The 20,017-nt window shown below is 66.2% G+C and carries 16 protein-coding genes; 4 read left to right on the top strand and 12 right to left on the bottom strand.

The window, feature by feature from the left end:
• From aroQ to WMN78_RS16760, 3 genes are read right to left on the bottom strand one after another with little or no spacing between them, the layout of a single operon-like run.
• Window positions 1-477, bottom strand: a complete 477-nt coding sequence (aroQ, locus tag WMN78_RS16770; RefSeq protein WP_340534861.1) for a type II 3-dehydroquinate dehydratase — start codon at window positions 475-477, stop codon at window positions 1-3.
• A gap of 41 nt (window positions 478-518) precedes the next feature.
• Window positions 519-905, bottom strand: a complete 387-nt coding sequence (locus tag WMN78_RS16765) for an SRPBCC family protein (RefSeq protein WP_340534860.1) — start codon at window positions 903-905, stop codon at window positions 519-521.
• 5 nt (window positions 906-910) lie between these two features.
• A complete protein-coding gene (locus WMN78_RS16760) occupies window positions 911-2,179 on the bottom strand; it encodes an NAD(P)/FAD-dependent oxidoreductase (protein ID WP_340534859.1) in 1,269 nt (422 codons plus the stop codon).
• Between the two features lie 230 nt (window positions 2,180-2,409).
• Between WMN78_RS16760 and WMN78_RS16755 the strand changes: the two genes are divergently transcribed.
• Entirely contained in the window at window positions 2,410-3,324 is a 915-nt protein-coding gene (locus WMN78_RS16755; protein ID WP_340534858.1) for a hypothetical protein, read from the top strand.
• 106 nt (window positions 3,325-3,430) lie between these two features.
• Here the strand turns inward: WMN78_RS16755 and WMN78_RS16750 are convergent, their stop codons facing one another.
• The 4 genes from WMN78_RS16750 to WMN78_RS16735 form a co-directional block, all read right to left on the bottom strand.
• Window positions 3,431-5,638, bottom strand: coding sequence for an alpha-galactosidase (locus WMN78_RS16750; protein ID WP_340534857.1), 2,208 nt, complete (start codon window positions 5,636-5,638; stop codon window positions 3,431-3,433).
• 160 nt (window positions 5,639-5,798) lie between these two features.
• Window positions 5,799-7,139, bottom strand: coding sequence for a sugar ABC transporter substrate-binding protein (locus WMN78_RS16745; RefSeq protein ID WP_340534856.1), 1,341 nt, complete (start codon window positions 7,137-7,139; stop codon window positions 5,799-5,801).
• A 47-nt stretch (window positions 7,140-7,186) separates the two neighbouring features.
• Complete coding sequence (locus WMN78_RS16740) at window positions 7,187-8,119, bottom strand: carbohydrate ABC transporter permease (RefSeq protein WP_340534855.1); 933 nt, start codon at window positions 8,117-8,119, stop codon at window positions 7,187-7,189.
• 12 nt (window positions 8,120-8,131) lie between these two features.
• Window positions 8,132-9,088 (bottom strand): sugar ABC transporter permease, encoded by a 957-nt coding sequence (locus WMN78_RS16735; protein WP_340534888.1) that lies wholly within the window; start codon window positions 9,086-9,088, stop codon window positions 8,132-8,134.
• A gap of 216 nt (window positions 9,089-9,304) precedes the next feature.
• Between WMN78_RS16735 and WMN78_RS16730 the strand changes: the two genes are divergently transcribed.
• Entirely contained in the window at window positions 9,305-10,507 is a 1,203-nt protein-coding gene (locus WMN78_RS16730; protein ID WP_340534854.1) for a Gfo/Idh/MocA family protein, read from the top strand.
• 5 nt (window positions 10,508-10,512) lie between these two features.
• The gene (locus WMN78_RS16725) at window positions 10,513-11,541 is read left to right on the top strand and encodes a LacI family DNA-binding transcriptional regulator (protein WP_340534853.1); all 1,029 of its coding nucleotides are present in this window, start codon (window positions 10,513-10,515) and stop codon (window positions 11,539-11,541) included.
• A gap of 45 nt (window positions 11,542-11,586) precedes the next feature.
• Here the strand turns inward: WMN78_RS16725 and WMN78_RS16720 are convergent, their stop codons facing one another.
• The 5 genes from WMN78_RS16720 to acs form a co-directional block, all read right to left on the bottom strand.
• A complete protein-coding gene (locus tag WMN78_RS16720) occupies window positions 11,587-12,378 on the bottom strand; it encodes a DeoR/GlpR family DNA-binding transcription regulator (RefSeq protein ID WP_340534852.1) in 792 nt (263 codons plus the stop codon).
• A 58-nt stretch (window positions 12,379-12,436) separates the two neighbouring features.
• The gene (locus WMN78_RS16715) at window positions 12,437-13,351 is read right to left on the bottom strand and encodes a carbohydrate ABC transporter permease (RefSeq protein WP_340534851.1); all 915 of its coding nucleotides are present in this window, start codon (window positions 13,349-13,351) and stop codon (window positions 12,437-12,439) included.
• A complete protein-coding gene (locus WMN78_RS16710) occupies window positions 13,348-14,334 on the bottom strand; it encodes a sugar ABC transporter permease (protein ID WP_340534850.1) in 987 nt (328 codons plus the stop codon). The genes WMN78_RS16715 and WMN78_RS16710 overlap by 4 nt, the downstream gene beginning before the upstream one ends.
• 15 nt (window positions 14,335-14,349) lie before the next feature.
• Window positions 14,350-15,660: an ABC transporter substrate-binding protein gene (locus WMN78_RS16705; protein WP_340534849.1), complete on the bottom strand. Its 1,311-nt coding sequence runs from the start codon at window positions 15,658-15,660 to the stop codon at window positions 14,350-14,352.
• A 207-nt stretch (window positions 15,661-15,867) separates the two neighbouring features.
• Window positions 15,868-18,021 carry an acetate--CoA ligase gene (gene acs / locus WMN78_RS16700; protein ID WP_425341165.1) on the bottom strand — a complete coding sequence of 718 codons (2,154 nt, stop codon included), beginning with the start codon at window positions 18,019-18,021 and terminating at the stop codon, window positions 15,868-15,870.
• Window positions 18,022-18,498: 477 nt separating this feature from the next.
• Here acs and WMN78_RS16695 point away from each other — a divergent pair, with 477 nt between their 5' ends.
• Window positions 18,499-20,016, top strand: a complete 1,518-nt coding sequence (locus tag WMN78_RS16695; RefSeq protein ID WP_340534848.1) for a hypothetical protein — start codon at window positions 18,499-18,501, stop codon at window positions 20,014-20,016.
• Window position 20,017 lies beyond the last annotated feature (1 nt).

Raw genomic sequence — 20,017 nt, 5'->3', positions numbered from 1 at the left:
TTAGGCCCTGCCGGCGTTCAGCTCTGCGAGGTATTCGACCGCGAACCGGTAGCCCATCACCCCGGCGCCGGCGATCACGGCCTTGCTGATGTCCGAAAGGTAGGAGTGGTGCCGGAATTCCTCGCGGGCATGGACGTTGGTGATGTGAACCTCCACCGCCGGGAGCTGGACCGCGGAGATGGCATCGCGGATGGCCACGGACGTATGGGTGTACGCGCCGGCATTGAGCACAATCCCGATCGCCTTGCCCCGCGCGGCGTGGATGGCGTCAACCAGCGCACCCTCGTGGTTCGACTGGAAGCATTCGACGTCCAGGCCGTACGCAGCAGCGGCGTCCTTGGCGAGCTGTTCGACGTCGGCCAGCGTGGCCGTGCCGTACTTCTCCGGTTCCCGCGTTCCCAGCAGGTTCAGGTTGGGACCGTTCAGGACAAGGATGGTGCCGCGGCCGGCTTCGGTGGCGGGGGAGGCTTCAGTCATGGGAGCCAATCTATCGCTTAGCGGGCAGCGTGCGCGGTTTTTTACGGCGGGCTGACGGGAGAAACTGTGATCCTGGCGATGCGGCGCAGGGCCGCTGCGCAGACGGGGAGGTAAGCGGGCGCCCACCACGGGACGGTGAACGTGACCCGGCAGCCGTCGCCCTCCGGAACCACAAGGTGCCCGGTGGCGCGGAGGCCGGCCACTGACCAGGACCAGGAACGGCCGTCCCGGAATTTCGTCACCCTGAACGGCAAGCTGAGGCCGGCTACCGTTCGAACCCGTCCGGTGCTGCCCGCGGTGAAGCCGGCGGAGTCCAGTTCGGCGCCCCTCACGGAGGGTCCCCATTCCGGCCAGCGCCCGACGTCGGTGAGCAGCTCCCATACGGCCCCGGCGGGCGCCGCCATACGCCGTGACACGGAAAACCGCATGCGGGCTACCTGAAGTCCGGGCGCAGGACGGCCTGTGCAGCCTGGTGGCCGCTTTCGAGCGCACCCTGTATGGACGCGGTGGAGCGGTGATCGCCGCAGACGAAGACACCCGGTGTGACTTCCGCCGGCCGCGCAGGTCGGAGCGGTGGCGGCTGTGCGGGCAGGGCATCCGGAACTTCGTGCCTGGCCACCAGCTCCCAGCCGGTTGCATCCGTCCCGTAGATGTCGGCCGCGTGCCGGCGGACCTCATCATCGCCGGGGACCGGCCTTCCCGGCCTGAGCAGCGCCGACGTCTGCACGAGGTGACGCCCGGCAGGGGCATAACCCGGGGCTGCATTGGAAACGACGGCGGTATTGACCAGGGGGCCGGCGGGACGCTCCCGGGCGTCGACGCAGAGCAGATTGAGCCGGGACGGCGGCTCAGCGGCCGCGAACCAGTGGGTCAGCACGCCCTTCATGGCCGGGCCGCCGGCGCTGTGGTTTCCACGTGCCAGGGGCTCGGCGCTGGCCGGATCCGTGGCCACCACCACCTGTTCGGCCCGGAGCTCGGCACCGGAGGCGCGGACCAGCATGGAGCCGCCCTCTGACCGGACGGACTCCACCCTGGTCCCGGTGCGGACGGGCGTGGCGAGGGAGGCCGCCAGCTGCCGCGGCAGCGCCTGCATGCCCAGGCGCGGCATCCCCGGCACTCCCAGTGCAAAGGTGCGCAGCAGGAGCCGCGCGAAGTCGTTGGAGGTGCTGCCGTCGTCTTCCAAAAGCACCCCGGCGAAGAACTGCCCAACCACCCGGCGGAGTTCGCCCGTCAAACGCGCGTCGTCCAGTGCCTGCCGCAGCGTGACGTCACGATCCCCGGCGTCAAAGGAGTGCCCCCATGACCGGATGAAGGCGGGGGCCGCCCAGCGGAGGAGGGCCGCGGCATCCCCCGGTTTGGCAATGCCGCTGCCCAGGGTCCTGGCGATCAGCTGCGGTTCGCGCAGGGGATGGGCGAGGACGGCCAGCCCGTCATCGCGCCGTACACCGAGCCCCGCGCCGAACGGCTGCAGCTCCAGTGCTCCAACATCCACCCAGCGGCGGACGGCCGGATAGGCCGGATTCAGCACCTGGAACCCGCGGTCCACCAGGAAGCCGTCCATCTGCTCCGTGCGGATGCGGCCTCCGATGTCGTCGGCTGCTTCCCACACCTGCACGTCACGTCCGGCGGCCTGCAGCTCGCGGGCACACTGAAGCCCCGCCAGCCCGGCACCGACCACAAGGACTTCACACGAATCGGTCATGGTTCATCTTGGCACGGCGGCCAGGAGTGCGGCCGGCAGGCGGTCGAAGGCGGCGGCTGGGCCCGCTGGTCCCGCGCCTCTGGCTACCCTTCGCGGCGGTGCCTAGACTTGAAGAACCATCGTGCGGAGCTCCCCGTACCGGTCAGCTCGCGCGGAAAGCCCGATCTGGAGAGAGCGTCATCATGCGCTGCAAAAATGTGGATTCAGGAAATGCAATTCGCCGTGCCGCCGTGGGACTTGTTGCCCTCGCAGCACTCATCGTGCCGGCGCCTATGGCCTCCGCCGGACCGCCGTCGACCAAGGGCGATGACAAGGTCATCGAGCTGCCGGGGGCGTCGTCCGCCGAGGGAATTGCCGCGGGAAAGGGCACTACTTTCTTCGCCGGAGACCTGTTAAGGGGCGACATTTTCCGCGGAGATGTCCGCCGTGGGACCGCCCGGCTGTTCATCGACCTGCCGGACGGCCGGATGGCGGTCGGCATGAAAGTGGACGTGGAGAACGACCTTCTCTTCGTCGCCGGAGGCGCCACCGGCCAGGCCTACGTTTACGACACTGACACACGAAAGACAGTGGCCACCTACCAACTGACCAAGGAGCCTGCCTTCATCAACGACGTCGCGGTTACGGACGACGGCGCCTGGTTCACCAACTCCCGCAAGGGCGAGCTGTACTTCGTCCCGGTGGACCGCCATGGCAAGCCGGGTGAGGACGTCAGGACGCTCACGCTGACCGGCCCGGCTGCAGAGACTCCCGCCGACTTCAACCTGAACGGCATCGCGGCCGTCCGGGGCGGCCGGACTTTGATCCTGGCGCATTCAGCGAACCAGGCCCTGTACACGGTGGAGCCGGGCTCAGAGCCCACTGCCGACAGCGCTGAGATCACCGGCACCAGCCTCCCGAACGTGGACGGCATTGTGGTGAGGGGGAACACCCTCTGGGCCGTGCAGAACATGCTCAACCAGGTGAGCCGCGTCCGGCTGGACTCCCGGCTGGAGTCCTTCGAAGTCAGGGACGTGATCACCAGCCCTGACTTCCAGGTCCCGACGACGGCGGCCCTGTTCGGCGATACGCTCGCCGTGGTGAACGCGAAGTTCGGCATTGCCGGGGCCAGCACCTACGAGGTGGTCCTCGCCGACGCCCGCTAATCGGTTCCACGGTTAAGGAGGCCTGCCGGCCGGGGTTGGCACCCGGCCGGCAGGCCTCCTTGTGAATCCGCGACCCTTCAGGGCAGTGAAGCTCGCAGCGGCGAAGCTACGAAGCCGTGAGGCGGAGCAGCAGCGCATGCTCCGGGTTGAGGATGGGCATCGGCAGGCCCACCTCGGCCAGGAAACGGCCGCTGGCTTCTGCGCCGGCGGCCAGCCAGGCCGGCGGCTGAGCCTGCGTGAAATTGTGCGCGTAATCAGCGTCCCCGGGCGTCGGGAAGATGGCCTCAACGCGGTAGTTCCGTTCCGGTTCGAGCCCCGGAATGGCAATGCGTCCCGGCTGCTCGGCGAAGGCGGTCCTGGTGCTGACCAAAGCGAACAGAGCCGCCGTGCCGCCGGCCGCGGCAGCACCCTGGGCCACCACGCCGTGAAGCATCAGCGAATCGTCGGCAACATCCGCGCGGACCATCCGCCCCGAGTGGATCAGGCCGCGATGTTCCTTGTAGAGGCCGATGAACCGCTTGAGCTCTTCCCGTTCGGCGCCGTGGACCTGACGGACGTCCCATTCCAGGCCGAAGTGGCCGAACAGTGGCGTGATGGCACGGAACGACAAGTCGTGGGTCCGGGCCGTGGTGTGGGACGTGGTGGGGCCGATGTGCCCGCCGACCAGTTCCGGCGGTACCACCAGCCCGGTCCAGCGCTGGATGGTCTGCCGTTCCAGGGCGTCGTTGCAGTCCGAAGCCCAGATCCGGTCCGTCCGTTCGAGGATGCCCAGGTCCACACGTGCGCCGCCGGACGAGCAGCTCTCAATTTCAAGGCCCGGGTGGGCCTTCTTCAGCTCGTCGAAGAGGCGGTAGGCGGCCAGTGTCTGCTCGTGCACGGAGGAGCGCCCGGCGTGGCCGTGCTCGGCCAGGTCCCGGTTCTGGTCCCACTTCAGGTAGCTGATGTTGTTCTCGCGGAGCAGTGCGTCGATGCGGTTGAAGACGTACTGCCAGGCCTCGGGATTGACCAGGTCGATGACGTGCTGGTGGCGCCAGGTCAGCGGCAGGCGGCCGCCGTCCTTGTGGGAGCGTGCGGCGGGGCCGACGATCCATTCCGGGTGGGCGCGTGCCACGTCGGAATCCAGGTTGATCATTTCCGGCTCAACCCAGAGGCCGAACTCCATGCCGCGGGAGGTGACGGCGTCGATCAGCGGGGTGAGTCCGTCCGGCCACAGGCCTTCGTCGACGTACCAGTCGCCCAGGCCGGCCTGGTCGTGACGGCGGCCGCGGAACCAGCCGTCGTCGAGCACAAAGCGCTCCACGCCCAGGTCGGCCGCTGAATCGGCTAGTTCGATCAGGGTGCCGAGATCGTGGTTGAAGTAAACAGCCTCCCAGACGTTCAGCACCACCGGGCGTGCCTTGCCGGTACCCGACTTGGCTGCTCCTGGCGTCGCTGACGCGGCAGGCAGCACATGGTGCGGGCGGTTCCTGAACCAGCTGTAGAAGGATTCGCTGATGCCGTCCAGGCCGCGGTCCGAGTACGCCGCGAAGAGCGCGGGCGTGGTGTAGCTGCCGTTCGGCTGGAGGACCACTTCGGCAGGGCCCAGCAGTTCGGAGCCGCCGATCACGGTGCGCCCGTCCGCGATGGTGTCCGCGAACTGTTCGTGGTTGCCGCTCCAGGCAAGGTGGGTGGCCCAGACCTTGCCGTGGCGGTTGCCGAAGCCCGCCGTGCCGGCGGCCAGGAGCAGCGAGGAATCGTGGCCGGTGCGGCCGTGACGCCCGGTCCGCACCCAGGTGCCCTGCTGGATGGCCCGGCGCTGCGGGTGGCGTTCGCGGCACCAGCGTCCGGTCAGGTCAAGAAGTTCGACGGCGGCAGGAGCCACCGGCAGGACGGTGGCCAGTTCGTCGAGCTGAAAGGGCGATGTGCCGGTGTTGGTGACGGTGTGGCGCATTTCCAGCAGGCCGCCGTCGTGCAGTTCCAGGCTGGATTCGACGGTGATCCCGGCATCGGGATCGGACTGGAGAATGACGGCGGCGGTTCCGTCAACCTTGACGTCTGCGACGCGGAGACGGACGGAAAAATCGTAGCCGGGGACGCCGTCGGTTATCCGGTGGCCGCGAAGGGCCGGCCGTCCGCGCCAGCTGGACGAGGCCTGGGGCAGCAGCCCGGCGGGGACGTTGGCGTCGATGGCGGAGGGAGGGATCGGTTCGCCGAGGATGGCCAGATCGGGGAGGGAAGCGCCCAGATCGGCACCCCAGTGAATGACCTCGGCCTCACCGCTGTCGAAGCTGATCACCAGGCTGGTGCCGGCGGTACGGAGGTGGAGGGGATCCATAGGGGTTCTCTTTCGTTGCGTCGGTGAGCGTCCCGTGACGCCGACCGTGGGGTACATGTGTATTTGGGGTAGTGCCCCGGGTGCCGCCGCTTCGCGAGGATGAAGCGGCGGCACGCGGGGCTGTGACTGCGACCACTCACGCAGTCACGACAGGTGCGATCTACTTGAAGAGATCGTTCACCTGGTTGTTGGCTTCGGTCAAGGAGCTGGCAGGCTTCTTGCCGGAGAGTACGGCGTCCATGGCGGGCTTCATGATGCCATCAACTTTTGCCGCTTTATCCGCGATGGGGAAGAGGAAAGTGGTGCCTTCCTCGACGTGGGTGGTGAAGGCGGAGACGTCCGTGCCCTTGGCCTTGAAGGCTTCGGCCGCCTTTTCGGATGAGCTGGTGATGGCGGGGAAGACTACGGCCTTGGAGGCCACGACGTCCTGGCATGCGGTGGAACCGAGGTACTCAACCCACTTGACGGATGCCGCCGGGTTCTTGGTGCCTGCCCAGACGGAGTCGGCCAGGCCGTTGAACATGCTGGCACGCTTGCCGTCAGGGCCCTTGGGGGTGGGGGCGAACGCCGTCTCCACGCCCTTGTAGGACTTGTACTGGCCAATCAGCCAGTCGCCGGTGGTGTTGATGGCGGCCTTGCCGGCACCGAAGTTGTCAGCCAGGCTGGCGCCCACGGTGGTCTCAAGCTTGGGCATGTAGCCCTTCTCGATGAGCCCGGCCCACCAGGCGATGGTTTCCTGGAACTTGGGGTCGTCGTAGTTGAACTTGGTGCCCCAGGGGTTCTTGTCCGTGTGGCTCCAGCCCGTGGTGGCGCTCAGGAAGCTCCACTCCGTTTGGCCCTGCCCCGAGCCGCTGCCTGCCAGGCCCAGCCCGTAGACTGCCACGTTGTTCTTGTCGAAGCCTGCCTCGTCGCCGCGCTTGCCGCTCTTGTCCACGGTCAGGTGCGCGATGGCCTTCTCGTAGCTGCCGCCGTCGGACGGGTTCCAATCCAGGTTCGCCATCTGCTCGGCGGTAAGGCCGGCGGAGTCCGTCATGGCCTTGTTGTAGAACAGGCCCACGGTGTCCCAGTCCTTCGGGAGGCCGTAGCGCTTGCCGTCCTGCCCCACCCAGAGCTCGGGCAGGCCCTTGGTGTAGCTTTCCAGCTTGATGCCGTCCTTGGCGACGGCGTCATCGAGGGAGAGCAACTGCTTCTTCGCAGCGTACTCGGGGTACTTGGAGAGGTGGTTGGTGAAGACGTCCGGGGCCGTGCCGGCGACGAAACCGTTGGTCAGGGTGGTCCAGTAGTCATCCCAGCCGCGCTGGGTGATCTTGACCTTGATGTCAGGATTGGCCTTGGTGAAATCGTCAGCGCACTGCTGGTAAGCGGGAAGCTGGTTGGCGTCCCACAGCCAGTAGTTGATTTCACCCTTGGCCTCGGTGGAGGCGGTGCTGCCTCCGCCGCAGGCGGACAGGGAGAGGGCGATTGCCGCGGCGGCAGCTGCGACGCCGATGGTCTTCTTCATGATGGACCTTTCGAGGGTGTTTTTGGGGGAAGGGGGAGTGCGGGGGGTTACTTGATGCCGGAGAAGCCGATGGAGTTGACGACCTTCTTGCCGAAGGCAATGAACAGCAGGAGCACGGGGATGGCGGCAACCAGGGTGGCGGCCATGAGCCCGGTCCAGTCAGGGGCGCCCTGCGGGGACTGGGACTTGAAGACGCCCAGGCCCACCGTCAGCACACGGACGCTTTCGTCCTGTCCCACCAGCAGCGGCCAGAAGTATTCGTTCCACTGGCCGATGAAGGTCAGCAGGGCAAGGGTGGCCAGGGGTGCCGCGGCGTTGGGGAGGACGATCTGGAAGAAGATGCGCAGGTGCTTGGCACCGTCGAGCATGGCGGCTTCTTCCACTTCCCGGGACATGCTGAGGAAGAACTGGCGAAGGAAGAAGATGGCGAACGGTGTCATGAACAGGAAGGGCAGCGTCATGCCGGCGAACGTGTTGAGCAGGCCCAGGTTCTTGATCATGAGGAAGTTGGGCAGCGCGGTGAAGATCGGCGGGACCATCATCGTGGCCAGGAAGAGGCTGAACACCACGTTCCGTCCGGGCCAGCGGAGCCGGGAGAAAGCGTAGGCGGCCATCGCGCTGAAGAAGACCTGCCCCGCGGTGGTGACGGTGGCAAAGATGACTGAGTTCCGCAGGTAGAGCCAGAAGTTGATTGCTGCTCCCGAGCCTCCCTCTGCGATGGCCTCTTCCGGGCTCTGCATTCCGAGGACCCGCTTGAAGGCGCCGAGGCTGAAGTCCGCGGGCAGCAGGTTGCTGGCATTGGATGCCAGCGAGGCATTTGTGGACAGTGCGGTGCGGAGCATCCAGAGGAAGGGCGCCACCGTGACGGCGAGGGCGACGGCCACCAGGATCCAGGCCCCGACGCGGCGCCAGTTGACCGGCTTCCTCTGGACGGGAATGTTGTTGACGGACTTCTTGCGGGTGAGTGTGGAGGTGCTCATGGCTGGGGTTCCTTAGTCCAGATCCGATTCGTTGCCCTTGAGGAACTTCATTTGAACGAAGGCCACCAGGGCAAGAATGAGGAAGAGAATGACGGACAGTGCCGAGGCGTAGCCGAAGTCCGATTCGCCGAAGGCCTTTTGGTAGATGTACATCTGGATGACCCGTGAGGCATTGATGGGGCCGCCCGCGGTGGTCACTGCCACGGTGTCGAACACCTGGAAGGACCCGATCACCGTGACCACCAGCACCAGCACCATGACGGGGCGCAGGAGCGGCATGGTGATGCTCCAGAAGGTGCGGGTGGGGGACGCGCCGTCCAGCGATGCAACCTCGTAGACGTGGTTGGGGATCGACTGCAGGCCGGCGAAGATCAGCAGGGCGGTGTACCCCATGTGCCGCCAGACATTCACCCCGGCGATGGTGGGAATGGCCCATTGCTCGCTGCCGAAGAAGGCGATGCGCGGCAGGCCCATCCAGCTGATGATTTCGTTGACGATGCCGATCTGGTAGTCGAGCATCCAGAACCACAGCAGGGCCACGATGACGTTGGCCACCAGGAAGGGCAGCAGTAACGCGCCGCGGATGAACGTGGACTTGGCCACGCGGTGCATCAGCAGTGCCAGTCCGAGGGCGATCACGGTCTGGAAGCCGATGTTCAGCCCGACGTACTGGAGGGTGACGCCCATGGCGTTCCAGAACAGTTCATCGCCCAGCATGGCGGTGTAGTTCTTGATGCCGATCCAGGTGGGCTCACCCAGGATGCTGTATTCGGTGAAGCTGAGGTAGAAGCCCCGGATGGTGGGGACCAGATAAAAGAGAACGAAGCCGATCATCGCCGGGAAGACGAAGAACAGAGCCACTTTTAAGTCTCCTAGGCGGCGGAGGCGGCTCTTCGGGGCGGGCTGCACTGCCTTGGGGCGGCGGGCACGGTCTGCCGGGCCCTGTTGCTGCTTGGTAAGGGTGGTCATCATCGACCCTTTCCTGACTGTGATGTGGATTACAACTGGAAATGAATCTACACGAGTAGATCAGAGGTGGCAAGTATTTCTTCCTGTAAATACTGAAGATTGCCGCTGTCTCGGCAAATCCGTTGACTCGAGTAGATTGCAATGAAAGACTGTGACCCAGGCCCGCACGGGTCCTTCATACCCGAAAGCTTCGGGCCAGTCAGGGAAAGGTAAACAATGACGTTTTCAATCGGAGTCGTCGGCGTCGGACAATTCGGCGGCCATTTCGCCCACCTCTTCAAGCTCCACCCCGGGGTCAGCGAGGTTTACGTCGTGGACGAACGGCCGGAACGCGCCGCCGCGGCGCAGGAGCGCTGGGGGCTTGACGGCACCAAGGCGGGTTTCGAGGAGCTGCTGGCGTCCGACGTCGACGCCGTCGCCATCTTCACGCAGCGCTGGACGCACGGGCCGCTGGTGGAGCAGGCGCTGCGCGCCGGGAAGCATGTTTACTCCGCAGTTCCCATGGCGGTTTCGGAAGAAGAGATCGAGCGCATCATCGAGGCCGTGAAGGAAACCGGGCTGGTCTACGCCATGGGTGAGACCAGCTACTACAACCCCGCCACCGTCTACGCCCGCAACCAGCACGCGGCCGGCAAATTCGGCCGGATCTTCTACAGCGAGGGCGACTATGTGCACGACATGGATTTGGGCTTCTATGACGCCTACCAGTACAGCGGCGGGGACGCCTGGAAGTCGACGGCGAGCTACCCGCCCATGCTGTACCCCACCCACGCCATCGGCGGTGTCCTGGGCGCGCTGCCTTCGCACGCTGTCAGCGTGAGCTGCATCGGAGTCCGGGACGACCGGAACGACGGCGTCTTTGACAAGGACGTGAGCATGTTCGGCAATGACTTTTCCAACGCCACCGCGCTCTTTGAACTGAATGACGGCGGCGCCATGCGCACCAATGAGATGCGCCGCGTGGGCTACCCGTCGCACATCCGCGAATCCCGCTTCCGCTTTTTCGGCACCGAAGCCAGCTTCGAGCAGCTCGCCAAGGTGACGGTGTGGCAGGACAAGGAGAACGTCCACGACATCTCAGAGCAGGTGGAAACCCGGCCCAGCATCCCGCTGGACGACCCCTCGCTGGCCGACGTTGCCCCCGAACTGCGTGACGCGTTCATCTCCGGGCTCGCCCCCGTGCATGACCGCAGCCGCCTGCCGGAGGAGTTCCTCGGCGCCCCCAACGGTCACGAGGGCAGCCACCAGTTCCTGGTGGACGACTTCGTGACGGCGGTGAACGAGGGCACCCTGCCGCCCGTCAATGCCTGGGTGGCGGCACGGTTCACCCTGCCCGGGGTCGTGGCGCACGCTTCGGCCCAGCAGAACGGCGAACGCCTGCCCATCCGCGATTTTGGCGACGCTCCGCAGAGTGCATAGCTAGCATGTACTCCATGACCACTTCCGCAACGCACACACCCCGAGGCCCGGTAACCCGCAAGGATGTTGCCCGCTATGCAGGCGTGAGCACGGCCGTGGTCAGCTACGTGGTCAACGGCGGGCCCAAGCGGGTCGCGCCGGCCACTGAGGCGAAGGTCCAGGACGCCATCCGCGTCCTGGGCTACCGCCCCAACGCCGCCGCGCGCGCGCTGAAACTGGGATCCAGCGAGACCATCGGCCTGATCATTCCGGACAACAGCAACCCGTTCTTCTCGTTGCTGGCGCATGCGGTGGAAGACGCGGCCGGCGAACTCGGCTACGCGTTGTTCCTGACCAACTCCGACGGCGACCTCGCGAAGGAACGCCGGCACATCCGCAACCTGGCCGCCCGGCAGGTGGACGGTGTGGTGCTGGCGAGCGTCCTTTCCGAACCGGACCTTGCGGACCTGGAAGCCGCGGAGATTTCATCGGTTCTTCTGAGCCACAGCGAGAGGCCCGCCGGCGTTACGAGCGTCGGCGTGGACCTGGCGGCGGGCGCCCGAACCGCGGTGGAACACCTCATCGGGCACGGCCACACCAACATCGGCCTCGCCATGGGCACCACCACGGCCAACGAGGCGGACGACCGTGAACAGGGCTGGCTGCAGGCGCTCAAGGCCGCCGGCCTGCCCGAGGGCCCCATCGCACGCAGCGCCTTTACGCGGGATGGAGGCTACGCGGCCGGAAAGCGCCTATTGGCGTCGGGGCACCGGCCCACCGCTATTTTCGCGAGTTCGGACATGCAGGCCGTGGGCATCCTCCGCGCCCTGCATGAAGCGGGACTCTCCGTTCCGGGGGACATTGCCCTGGCCGCCTTCGACGGTTCGGTGGAGGCGGAATATTCGTGGCCCCCGCTGACCACTGTGGAGCAGCCGGTGCGCGACATGGCGGACGCCGCGGTGCGCGCGCTGGTCGGGGCCGGCAGGGGCGAGCCGCCCCGACACCACGTCTTCCCCACACGGCTGCTGGTCAGGCAGTCCTGCGGCTGCCCGTAACGGTAGTACGTCGGGTGCCCGGCGGGCGGGCGGCCGCCGGCCGGCCTAGCCCGCGTTGACGATCCGCAGCCGGCTGACGCTTTCCTGCAGGATCCGCCGCGCGTCGGTGCTGAGGCCGGCGTCGCTGATGACTTCGTCGGCGTCCTCGAACCCCGCGATGGTGCTCATGCCCTGGGTTCCCCATTTGGTGTGGTCGGCCACCACCACCACCTTGCGCGACGCCGCCACGAACGCCCTGTCCGTCTCGGCCTCCAGGAGGTTCGGTGTGGTGAAGCCGGCGTCGGGATCCATGCCGTGCACACCCAGGAACAGCAGGTCCAGGTGCAGCGTCTTCAGCGCCGCCGTCGCAATGGGGCCCACCAGCGCGTCGGACGGCGTGCGCTCGCCGCCGATCAGGATCACCGTGGAACCATAGCGTCCTGCCCCGGAAGACGAGCCGTGGTGGAAGAGATCGGCAATGCGGATGGAATTGGTCACCACGGTGATGCGCGGTCCGTTGACGAGTTCCTTGGCGAGCGCCCAGGTGGTGGTTCCGGCGCCCAGTCCCACGGCCATCCCTTCATGGACCAGCGAGGCCGCTTCGAGGGCAATGGCCCTCTTCTCCGCCGTGAGCTGGGTGGACTTCTGCTCGAAGCCGGGTTCGTGGGTGCTGGCATCGCCGGGGAGTTTGGCGCCGCCATGGATCCGCTCCACCCGTCCGCCTTCCTCGAGCAGCTCGATGTCCCGCCGGACGGTCATGAGCGACACCCCGAGCTGCTGGGCGAGGTCCGAGACACGGACCACCCTCTCGCGCTGGACGGCGTCCACGATTGCCTGGTGGCGTGCTGCGGGGAGCATGGAGTTCCTTTCGGGCCGGGGCAGGGGGAATGCTGTCCCCGTCAGCTTCCATCATGGTCTACCCCTTGCTGGAACCGAGAGTCAGCCCCGCAACAAACTGCCGCTGCAGGAGTAGGTAGATCACCAGGGTGGGGATGACGGTGATGACGGCGCCGGCGGCCAGGAGGTTGTAGTTGTTCAGGAACTGGCCCTGGAGGTTGTTGATGGCGGTGGTGATCGGGAGGCGGTTCCCACTCTGGATGAACAGGAGCGGCCAGAAGTAGTCGTTGTAGATGAAGATGACCTGCAGGGTGCCGAGCGCTGCGAACGCCGGCCGGCACAGGGGCAGGATGATCTCCCGGTACTGCCGCCAGATGCCGGCACCGTCCACCAGTGCGGCTTCCGTCAGGTCAGCGGAGAGCGCCTTCATGTAGTTGGACAGCACGAACGTGCAGAACCCCATCTGGAAGGCCGTGTTGACGGCGATGACGATGATGTAGGTGTTCAGCATGTTGCCGGAATCGCTGAAGGAGTAAGGCACCTCGAAGTGCTTGGCCATCTCGAACAGCGGCGCAGCGAGGACTTGCGGCGGCAGGAGGTTGCCGGCGGTGAACATGATGAGCAGGGTGATGTTGAACTTCCAGTTCACCCGGCTGACGGCGAATGCCATCAGGGAAGCCAGGAACAGGGTCACGAGCACCGCCGGAACCGTGATGATCACCGAGTTCCAGAAATAGGTGGCGAAGCCGCCCTGGGACCAGGCCTGGATGAAGTTGTCGAAGTTGAATGCGCCGGCCAGGCTGAAGTAGCCGTGCTCGTTGGTGGATGCCACCGGACGGAGGGCGGTGAAAACGGACCAGCCCAGGGGGACCAGCCACATGACGGCCATGACCGTCAGGAAGATGTGTGTCCCGTAGTGGCGCTTGGGCCGGCTGCCGGAGCGGGCGGCGGTATCGGTGGCGGGTCTGCCGGCGCGGGCTGCGGTGGTGCTCATGCTTTGTTCTCCTTGCCGAACGTGCGGCTGAGGTAGAAGACGATGGGGACGAGGGAGATGACCAGCAGCACCACCGCCAGGGCCGAGCCGACGCCGATCACCTGGCCTTCGCCCACCAGGTTCTGGATCACCAGGGCGCTGAGCATTTCCAGGCCGTTGGTGCCGCGGTTGATGACGTACACCACGTCAAAGGCCCGCAGCGACTCGATGATGGTGATGACGACGATGACGATGTTGATGGGACGCATGGCCGGAAAGACCACCCGGAAGAACGTCTGGTAGCCGTTGGCCCCGTCGATCGCGGCAGCCTCCTTGAGGCTGGGGTCCACGCCCTTGAGCCCGGCCAGATAGAGGAGCATGACGTAGCCGGCGTGCCGCCATGTAGCCGCAATCATGGCGGCCCAGATGTTGACGGACGAATCCCCGAACCAGTCCACGGCCTGTGGCGTTCCGGCGGTGCCCAGCAGGAAGTTCAGCAGCCCGTTGTCCCGCTGGTAGAAGAGCTGCCAGATGATGCCAATCAGGGCCAGCGACAACATCACGGGGGCGAAGAAAATGCTCTGGTAGATCTTGCTGCCGCGGATGTTCTGGTCCAGCAGCACGGCCAGCAGCAGGCCCAGCGGAGTGGCGACAAGTGCCAGGAACAGGAGCCACAGCATGTTGTGCTGCACCGCCGGCCAGAACGGCGGGTAGTCCTGGGAGATGTATTGGTAGTTGTCCAGGCCGGCGGGGCGGATGTCGCCCAGGTCCAGGCCGTTCCACCGGGTGAAGCTCAGGCCCACGGACATCAGCATGGGCAGCCACACCAGGGTCAGTTCGATCAGGGTGGGGATGCCCACCATCAGAGACAGAACTACCTTGTCCCGTCCCGACAGGCGGCGGACCCGCACGCCCCTGGCCTTCCTGGTTCTGCCCCGCTTCACGGAAGCGCCTTCAGGCTCCCTTGATTCCGGGGGAATCAGTTCTCTTGCAGTGCTGCTCATGGAAGTCTTCCCTCGCTACTGGGCCGCGTACAGCGTCTTGGCCTGTGCTTCGAGGTTTTTGACGTCCATCTTGCCGTCCTTGATGAAGCTCTGCAGGGCAGGGATCATCACGTTGTTGGCCATGGCGGGAAGGGCGTCCCGGTCGAAGAACTGGCTGATGTACTTTGCGTTCGCGATGGTGTCCGCGCATGTTTTGTTGAGCGGCGTGAACTTGGACGTGTCCGTGCCCTTCGCTGTGGCGATGTTCGAGGAATCCACCGCGGCGTACGCGTCCTGGGCTTCTGCCGTCCCCAGGAACGCCATGAAGTCCCGGGCAGCCTTGTTTTCGCCGCCCTTTTTGGACAGCAGGAGGCCGTCGATGGGGGCTTCGACGGCGTCGCGGCCTTCCATCGCGATCTCCGGGAAGGCGAAAAATTCGATGTCCGCCAAGACGGCGGGATCGGTGAACTGCTGGGTCACGAAGGAACCCAGCAGGTACATGCCGGTCTTCTTGGCCTCCAGTGCCTTTGCTGCGTCCTGCCAAGTCTGGCCGAGGGCTGCCGGATCCTGGAAGGGAAGGAGTTCCGACCACGTGGCAAAGACTGCGCTGACCTTCTGCTGGTCCCAGGATTCCTTGTGCGCGCAGAGGTCCACATGGAACTGGTAGCCGTTGAGCCGCATGTTGATGTAGTCGAAGGTGCCCATGGCCGGCCAGCCGTCCTTGTCGGCAAAGCCGATCGGGATGATGCCGTCGGCCTTCATCTTGGTGGCCAGGGCTTTGAGGGCGTCGAAGGTCTCCGGGACCTCGTAGCCCCTCTCTGTCCACAGGCTCTTCCGGTAGAAGAAACCCCACGGGTAGTTGTAGTTGGGGACGAAGTACAGCTTGCCGTCCGGGCCGGTGGAGGCTTTCTTGAGCGCGTCGGAGTAGTTGGCGCCGATGCTTTCCCAGACGTCGTCGATGGGGGCGAGGAGTCCTTTGCCCGCGTAGTACTGCATGCGGTAGCCGGCGAACCACGTGAAGGTATCGTCCGGCGAGCCCTGCAGGTAGGAGTTGATCTTGTTCTGGAAATCGTTGTGCGGCACCACATTGGTGGTGACTGTCTTGCCGGTCTTGGCAGTGAAGGCGTCTGTGAGGGCCTGGTACGCGCGCTTGGGCACATCGTCCGAGGACCCGGAACCGAACGTCAGGCCGGGCGAGTCGGAACCTGTGGCTGACGGGCCGCTCCCGCCGGTACAGGCTGCGAGGAACGGAATCCCGGCCAGGCCTGCTGCGCCGACGCCGACGGTTTTGAGGATGGTCCGCCGGGTGGGGTAAGCGGCTGCCGACGCATCAAACTGTGCTGCCATGTTCTCTCCCTTGAAAAATAGCTGCCTGTGAGGCACCTCACATGCTCACGACTATAACGTCTCAAAAGAGAACAGGAAAGAACGGGAAACAACATTTTGGCTGCAGTCAGTGTTTGAATCGTCACAAAGCACTGCGGCCCCGTTTTCCCCGCCGAAGCGAGGGAAAACGGGGCCGGCCAGTACCGCGGGGGCGGGGCTTACGGGGCGTTACTTTCTGAGCGACGCTGCGATCTGTGACATGACCGTGTTGTCTGCGAGTGTGGTGGCGTCGCCAACTTCGCGGCCTTCCGCGACGTCCTTGAGGAGGCGGCGCATGATCTTGCCGGAACGGGTCTTGGGCAGTTCCGGCACCACAAGGATGGTCTTGGGTTTGGCGATCGGGCCGATCTCCTTGCCCACGTGGTTGCGGAGTTCCTGGACGATCGCGTCGCCGGAGTCCACTGCGTCCTCGCGGAGGATCACGAACGCGACGACGGCCTGTCCGGTGGTTTCGTCGGCGGCGCCCACCACGGCGGCTTCCGCGACGGCCGGGTGGCTGACCAGGGCGGATTCGATTTCCGCGGTGGAGAGCCGGTGGCCGGAGATGTTCATGACGTCGTCCACGCGCCCCAGGAGCCAGACGTCGCCGTCGTCGTCCTTCTTGGCGCCGTCACCGGCGAAGTACATGGTCTCAAAACGGGACCAGTAGGTCTCCTTGAACCGCTCCGGATCGCCCCAGATGCCGCGGAGCATGGCCGGCCACGGTTCGCGGATCACCAGGAAGCCGCCGTGGCCGTTCGGCACGGACTCGCCGAGCTCATCCACGACGTCCACGGCGATGCCGGGCAGCGGAACCTGGGCGGAGCCGGGCTTGGTGGCGGTGACGCCGGGCAGCGGGGCGATCATCTGGGCGCCGGTTTCGGTCTGCCACCAGGTGTCCACGATCGGTGCCGGGTTCTCCTTCTTCTCACCGTTTTTGCCCGCGTTGGCGCCGATGACGTTGCGGTACCACATCCAGGCCTCGGGGTTGATGGGTTCGCCCACGGAGCCCAGGACGCGGATGGAGGAGAGGTCGAACTTGGCCGGGATCTCCTTGCCCCACTTCATGAACGTGCGGATCGCGGTGGGGGCGGTGTAGAGGATGGACACCTTGTACTTCTCCACGATCTCCCACCAGCGGCCCTGATGCGGGGAATCCGGGGTGCCTTCGTACATGACCTGGGTGGCACCGTTGATCAGCGGGGCGTAGGCGACGTAAGAGTGGCCGGTGATCCAGCCGACGTCGGCCGTGCACCAGTAGACGTCCGTTTCCGGGTGGAGGTCGAACACCGCCTTGTGGGTGTAGGCGCCCTGGGCCAGGTACCCGCCCGTGGTGTGCAGGATGCCCTTGGGCTTGCCCGTGGTGCCGGACGTGTAGAGGATGAACAGCGGGTGCTCGGAGTCATGGCCCACGGCGGTGTGCTCGGCGGAGGCCGCCCCGACAGTGTCGGCCCACCAGTGGTCCCGGCCCTCATGCCAGTCCACGTCCTGGCCGTTGCGCTTGACCACGACGACGTTCTCGACGGTATGGCCGCTGCCGTCTCCTTCGTGGGACAACGCGTCGTCCACTGCGTGCTTCAGGGAGCTGGGCTTGCCCCGGCGGTAGGTGCCGTCGGCGGTGACGACGAGTTTGGCCCCGGCGTCGTCGATCCGGGAGCGCAGGGCCTCGGCGGAGAATCCGCCGAACACTACAGAGTGGACGGCGCCGATCCGGGCGCAGGCCAGCAGGGTGATGACGGCCTCTGGGATCATGGGCAGGTATACGGCCACGCGGTCGCCCTTGGCCACCCCGAGGGACTCAAACGCGTTAGCGGCCTTCTTCACCTCTTCGGTGAGCTCGGCGTAGGTGTAGGCACGGCTGTCACCTGGTTCGCCTTCGAAGTAGATGGCCACACGGTCCCCGAGCCCGTTTTCGACGTGCCGGTCCAGGGCGTTGTAGGCGGCGTTGATCTCGCCGCCGACGAACCACTTCGCGAAGGGTGGATTGGACCAGTCCAGGGTCTCGGTGAAGTCCTTGCTCCAAGTGAGCAGCTCGCGGGCCTGCTTCGCCCAGAAAGCGGGACGGTCGGCGTCGGCCTCTGCGTAATCCGCAGCGGTGACCACCGCGTTGGCGGCGAACTCCGGTGACGGAGCGAACTTCCGGTCCTCCTGGGAGAGGTTCTCGAACGCGTCGCCGTTCCCGGCGTGGGCGCTGTTTGCTGAGGCCCCGTTGGCTGAGGGGCTTACGGCTGCTGCTCCGGAGACTGCGTCGGCTCCGGCGGGGGACAGGTTGGCCGGCACGTCAGCGTGTGCAGCGGTGGCCGTGGAGCTGGGTGTGTCCTGGGACATGGTGAACCTCATCATTCATCGATCTTTGTTGCGCGGGACGGGCCGCCACCGGGCCGCAGCCGTGCCGCTTGCGCGGCATCGGGCAGCGGCTGGTCGCGGCTGTACCGCAAAGAGCTGTTCCGAAATAAACACTAATGCCTGCGCCGCGCCCTACGTGTGCCTCGTCACATAATGCGCCGTGAGCGGCGCCTATTAAGCGCCGAATGGTTCCGGGGCGGCACGAACCGCGGCCTCCGGAGCGGACACCGGAGCGAGGTCCGGCCCGTCTTCGCGTGCCACGTCCACCCAGCCAACAGGAGGGTGTGCTAGGCGGATTCCACGCGAATTCCGCCGCGCCCGCCCCCGGCCCGTCAGCTAGTGATCAGTCAGCCTCTTGGCTAGGCTGAGATGGAGTTGTGACATCCGATGGAGGCGACAGGACCGCTAGCGGTCCCGTTTTTGCCTGCCGTTAGGAGGCGCCGTCCAGGGCGCCGCCGTGCTAAGGAGAACAGAATGAACCAGCAAAGCCATGGGCAGCACCAAGCCGTCCATCACCCCGGCCAGGCATCCGGACCGGCGGAATCCAATAAGCCGGCCGTTGCGGAAGGGCCAAAGCCCGCGGGAAGCAGGCTAACGGCCACGAAGAACGAAACTGTTCTCGGACCGTTCACCGTGCGCGACCTCACCGTCGTCGCCTCAACGCTGATTCTGTTCGTCGCCTCGCTGATCCCGATGTTCGGGTCCCGTTACAACCTCTGGAACCTGGGCAGCCTGTTCTTCCTGGGACTGGGGGTTATCCTGCCGCTGATCGTGACCGCCCTTTTTGCGGCCCGCCGGCTGAGCCCTGAGTCCAAGGTGCGGATCGGGTCGCTCTCCATTGACCAGTTCGCCTCCGTGGTGGCGTCGTTCGCCCTCGGCTTCTTCTTCCTCTCGGCTGCCGAGGACTTCCTGCCGGTCATGCTGGTTGGACTGGTTGGATCCGTGGGACTCTTTGCCGCCACTGTGCTGGCACGCTTCATTCCTTTCTTTGCCGGTGACTTCCTGGACCGCGCCGAGGTTCCCGCGCATGTTGTGGCCCGTGAGTCCGCCGCGCCGTTCCGTAAGCCCAGCGCCCCGAAGGAGCCCAAGGCTGCCAAGGAGCCGGGTTCCAGTTCGCTGGCTGGCTGGTCGAAGCGATTGACGGCGGGTGGCGCCGGAAAAGCCGGCCGGGGTGCCGCTGGCGGGCCAGCCGCCGGAGGTGCTGCGACCGGTGCGCCGAACGCCGACCGCCACTACGCCGGAGCTTCGGCCAGTGAAGACCTGCACGGAGCAACCCCTTACGGGGCAACGCAGCATGCAGAAACCCAGCGAGGGGCAACGCAGGGCGCCGCGCCGCAGGGGGACGCGCTGCTGGGACACGCCGTGCCGGCGGCAGCAGCCGCTGCCACGTCAGGCAACGCAGCCGGCAACAACGCCGCGGCCGCCACGGCGGCAGCCGCAGTAGGTGCCGCGGCGGCCAGCCGCGGTGCCGACGCTTCGCCCGCAACGCAGGCGGCCGACGTCGTTCCTTCCGCCGCCGAGCGGACGCAGGCCGCGACAGTTCCCGCCGCCGCCGAACGGACGCAGGCAGCCGACGTCGTTCCTTCCGCCGCCGAACGGACGCAGGCAGCGACAGTTCCCGCGGCCGCCGGCCGGGAGTCCGGCTCCGGCCCCGCTACGGGAGCGGCGCCCGCTGCTGCCGCGTCCGCAGGCTCGGCGCCCGCTGCGACGATGCTGAACCCGCAGGTCAGGTCGCAGGAGCCGATCGGTGCCACCGTGGACCCGTCCAGCCGTCCCGAGGAACACGAGGAGCAGCCGGTCCACGAGGCGTTCTGGTTCGCCGTGGCCCAGCCGCGCACAGCCGTCGACGAGCGGACGGGCATGCCCGCCTTCGTGATCGAACCCGGCGGGTGGGTACTGGCCCTGGAAGACCGCGGTCACGAATTCGTGGTGCAGCACACTGATGGCCGGGTGGGCGTGCTGCGCGACCTCAGCAACATCGAGCGCGGCTAGC

The organism is Arthrobacter oryzae (genome assembly GCF_037911235.1).
GTDB lineage: Bacteria > Actinomycetota > Actinomycetes > Actinomycetales > Micrococcaceae > Arthrobacter > Arthrobacter oryzae_E.
Note: the sequence above shows the minus strand (reverse complement) of the source record. Positions and strands in the feature narration are given on the sequence as shown.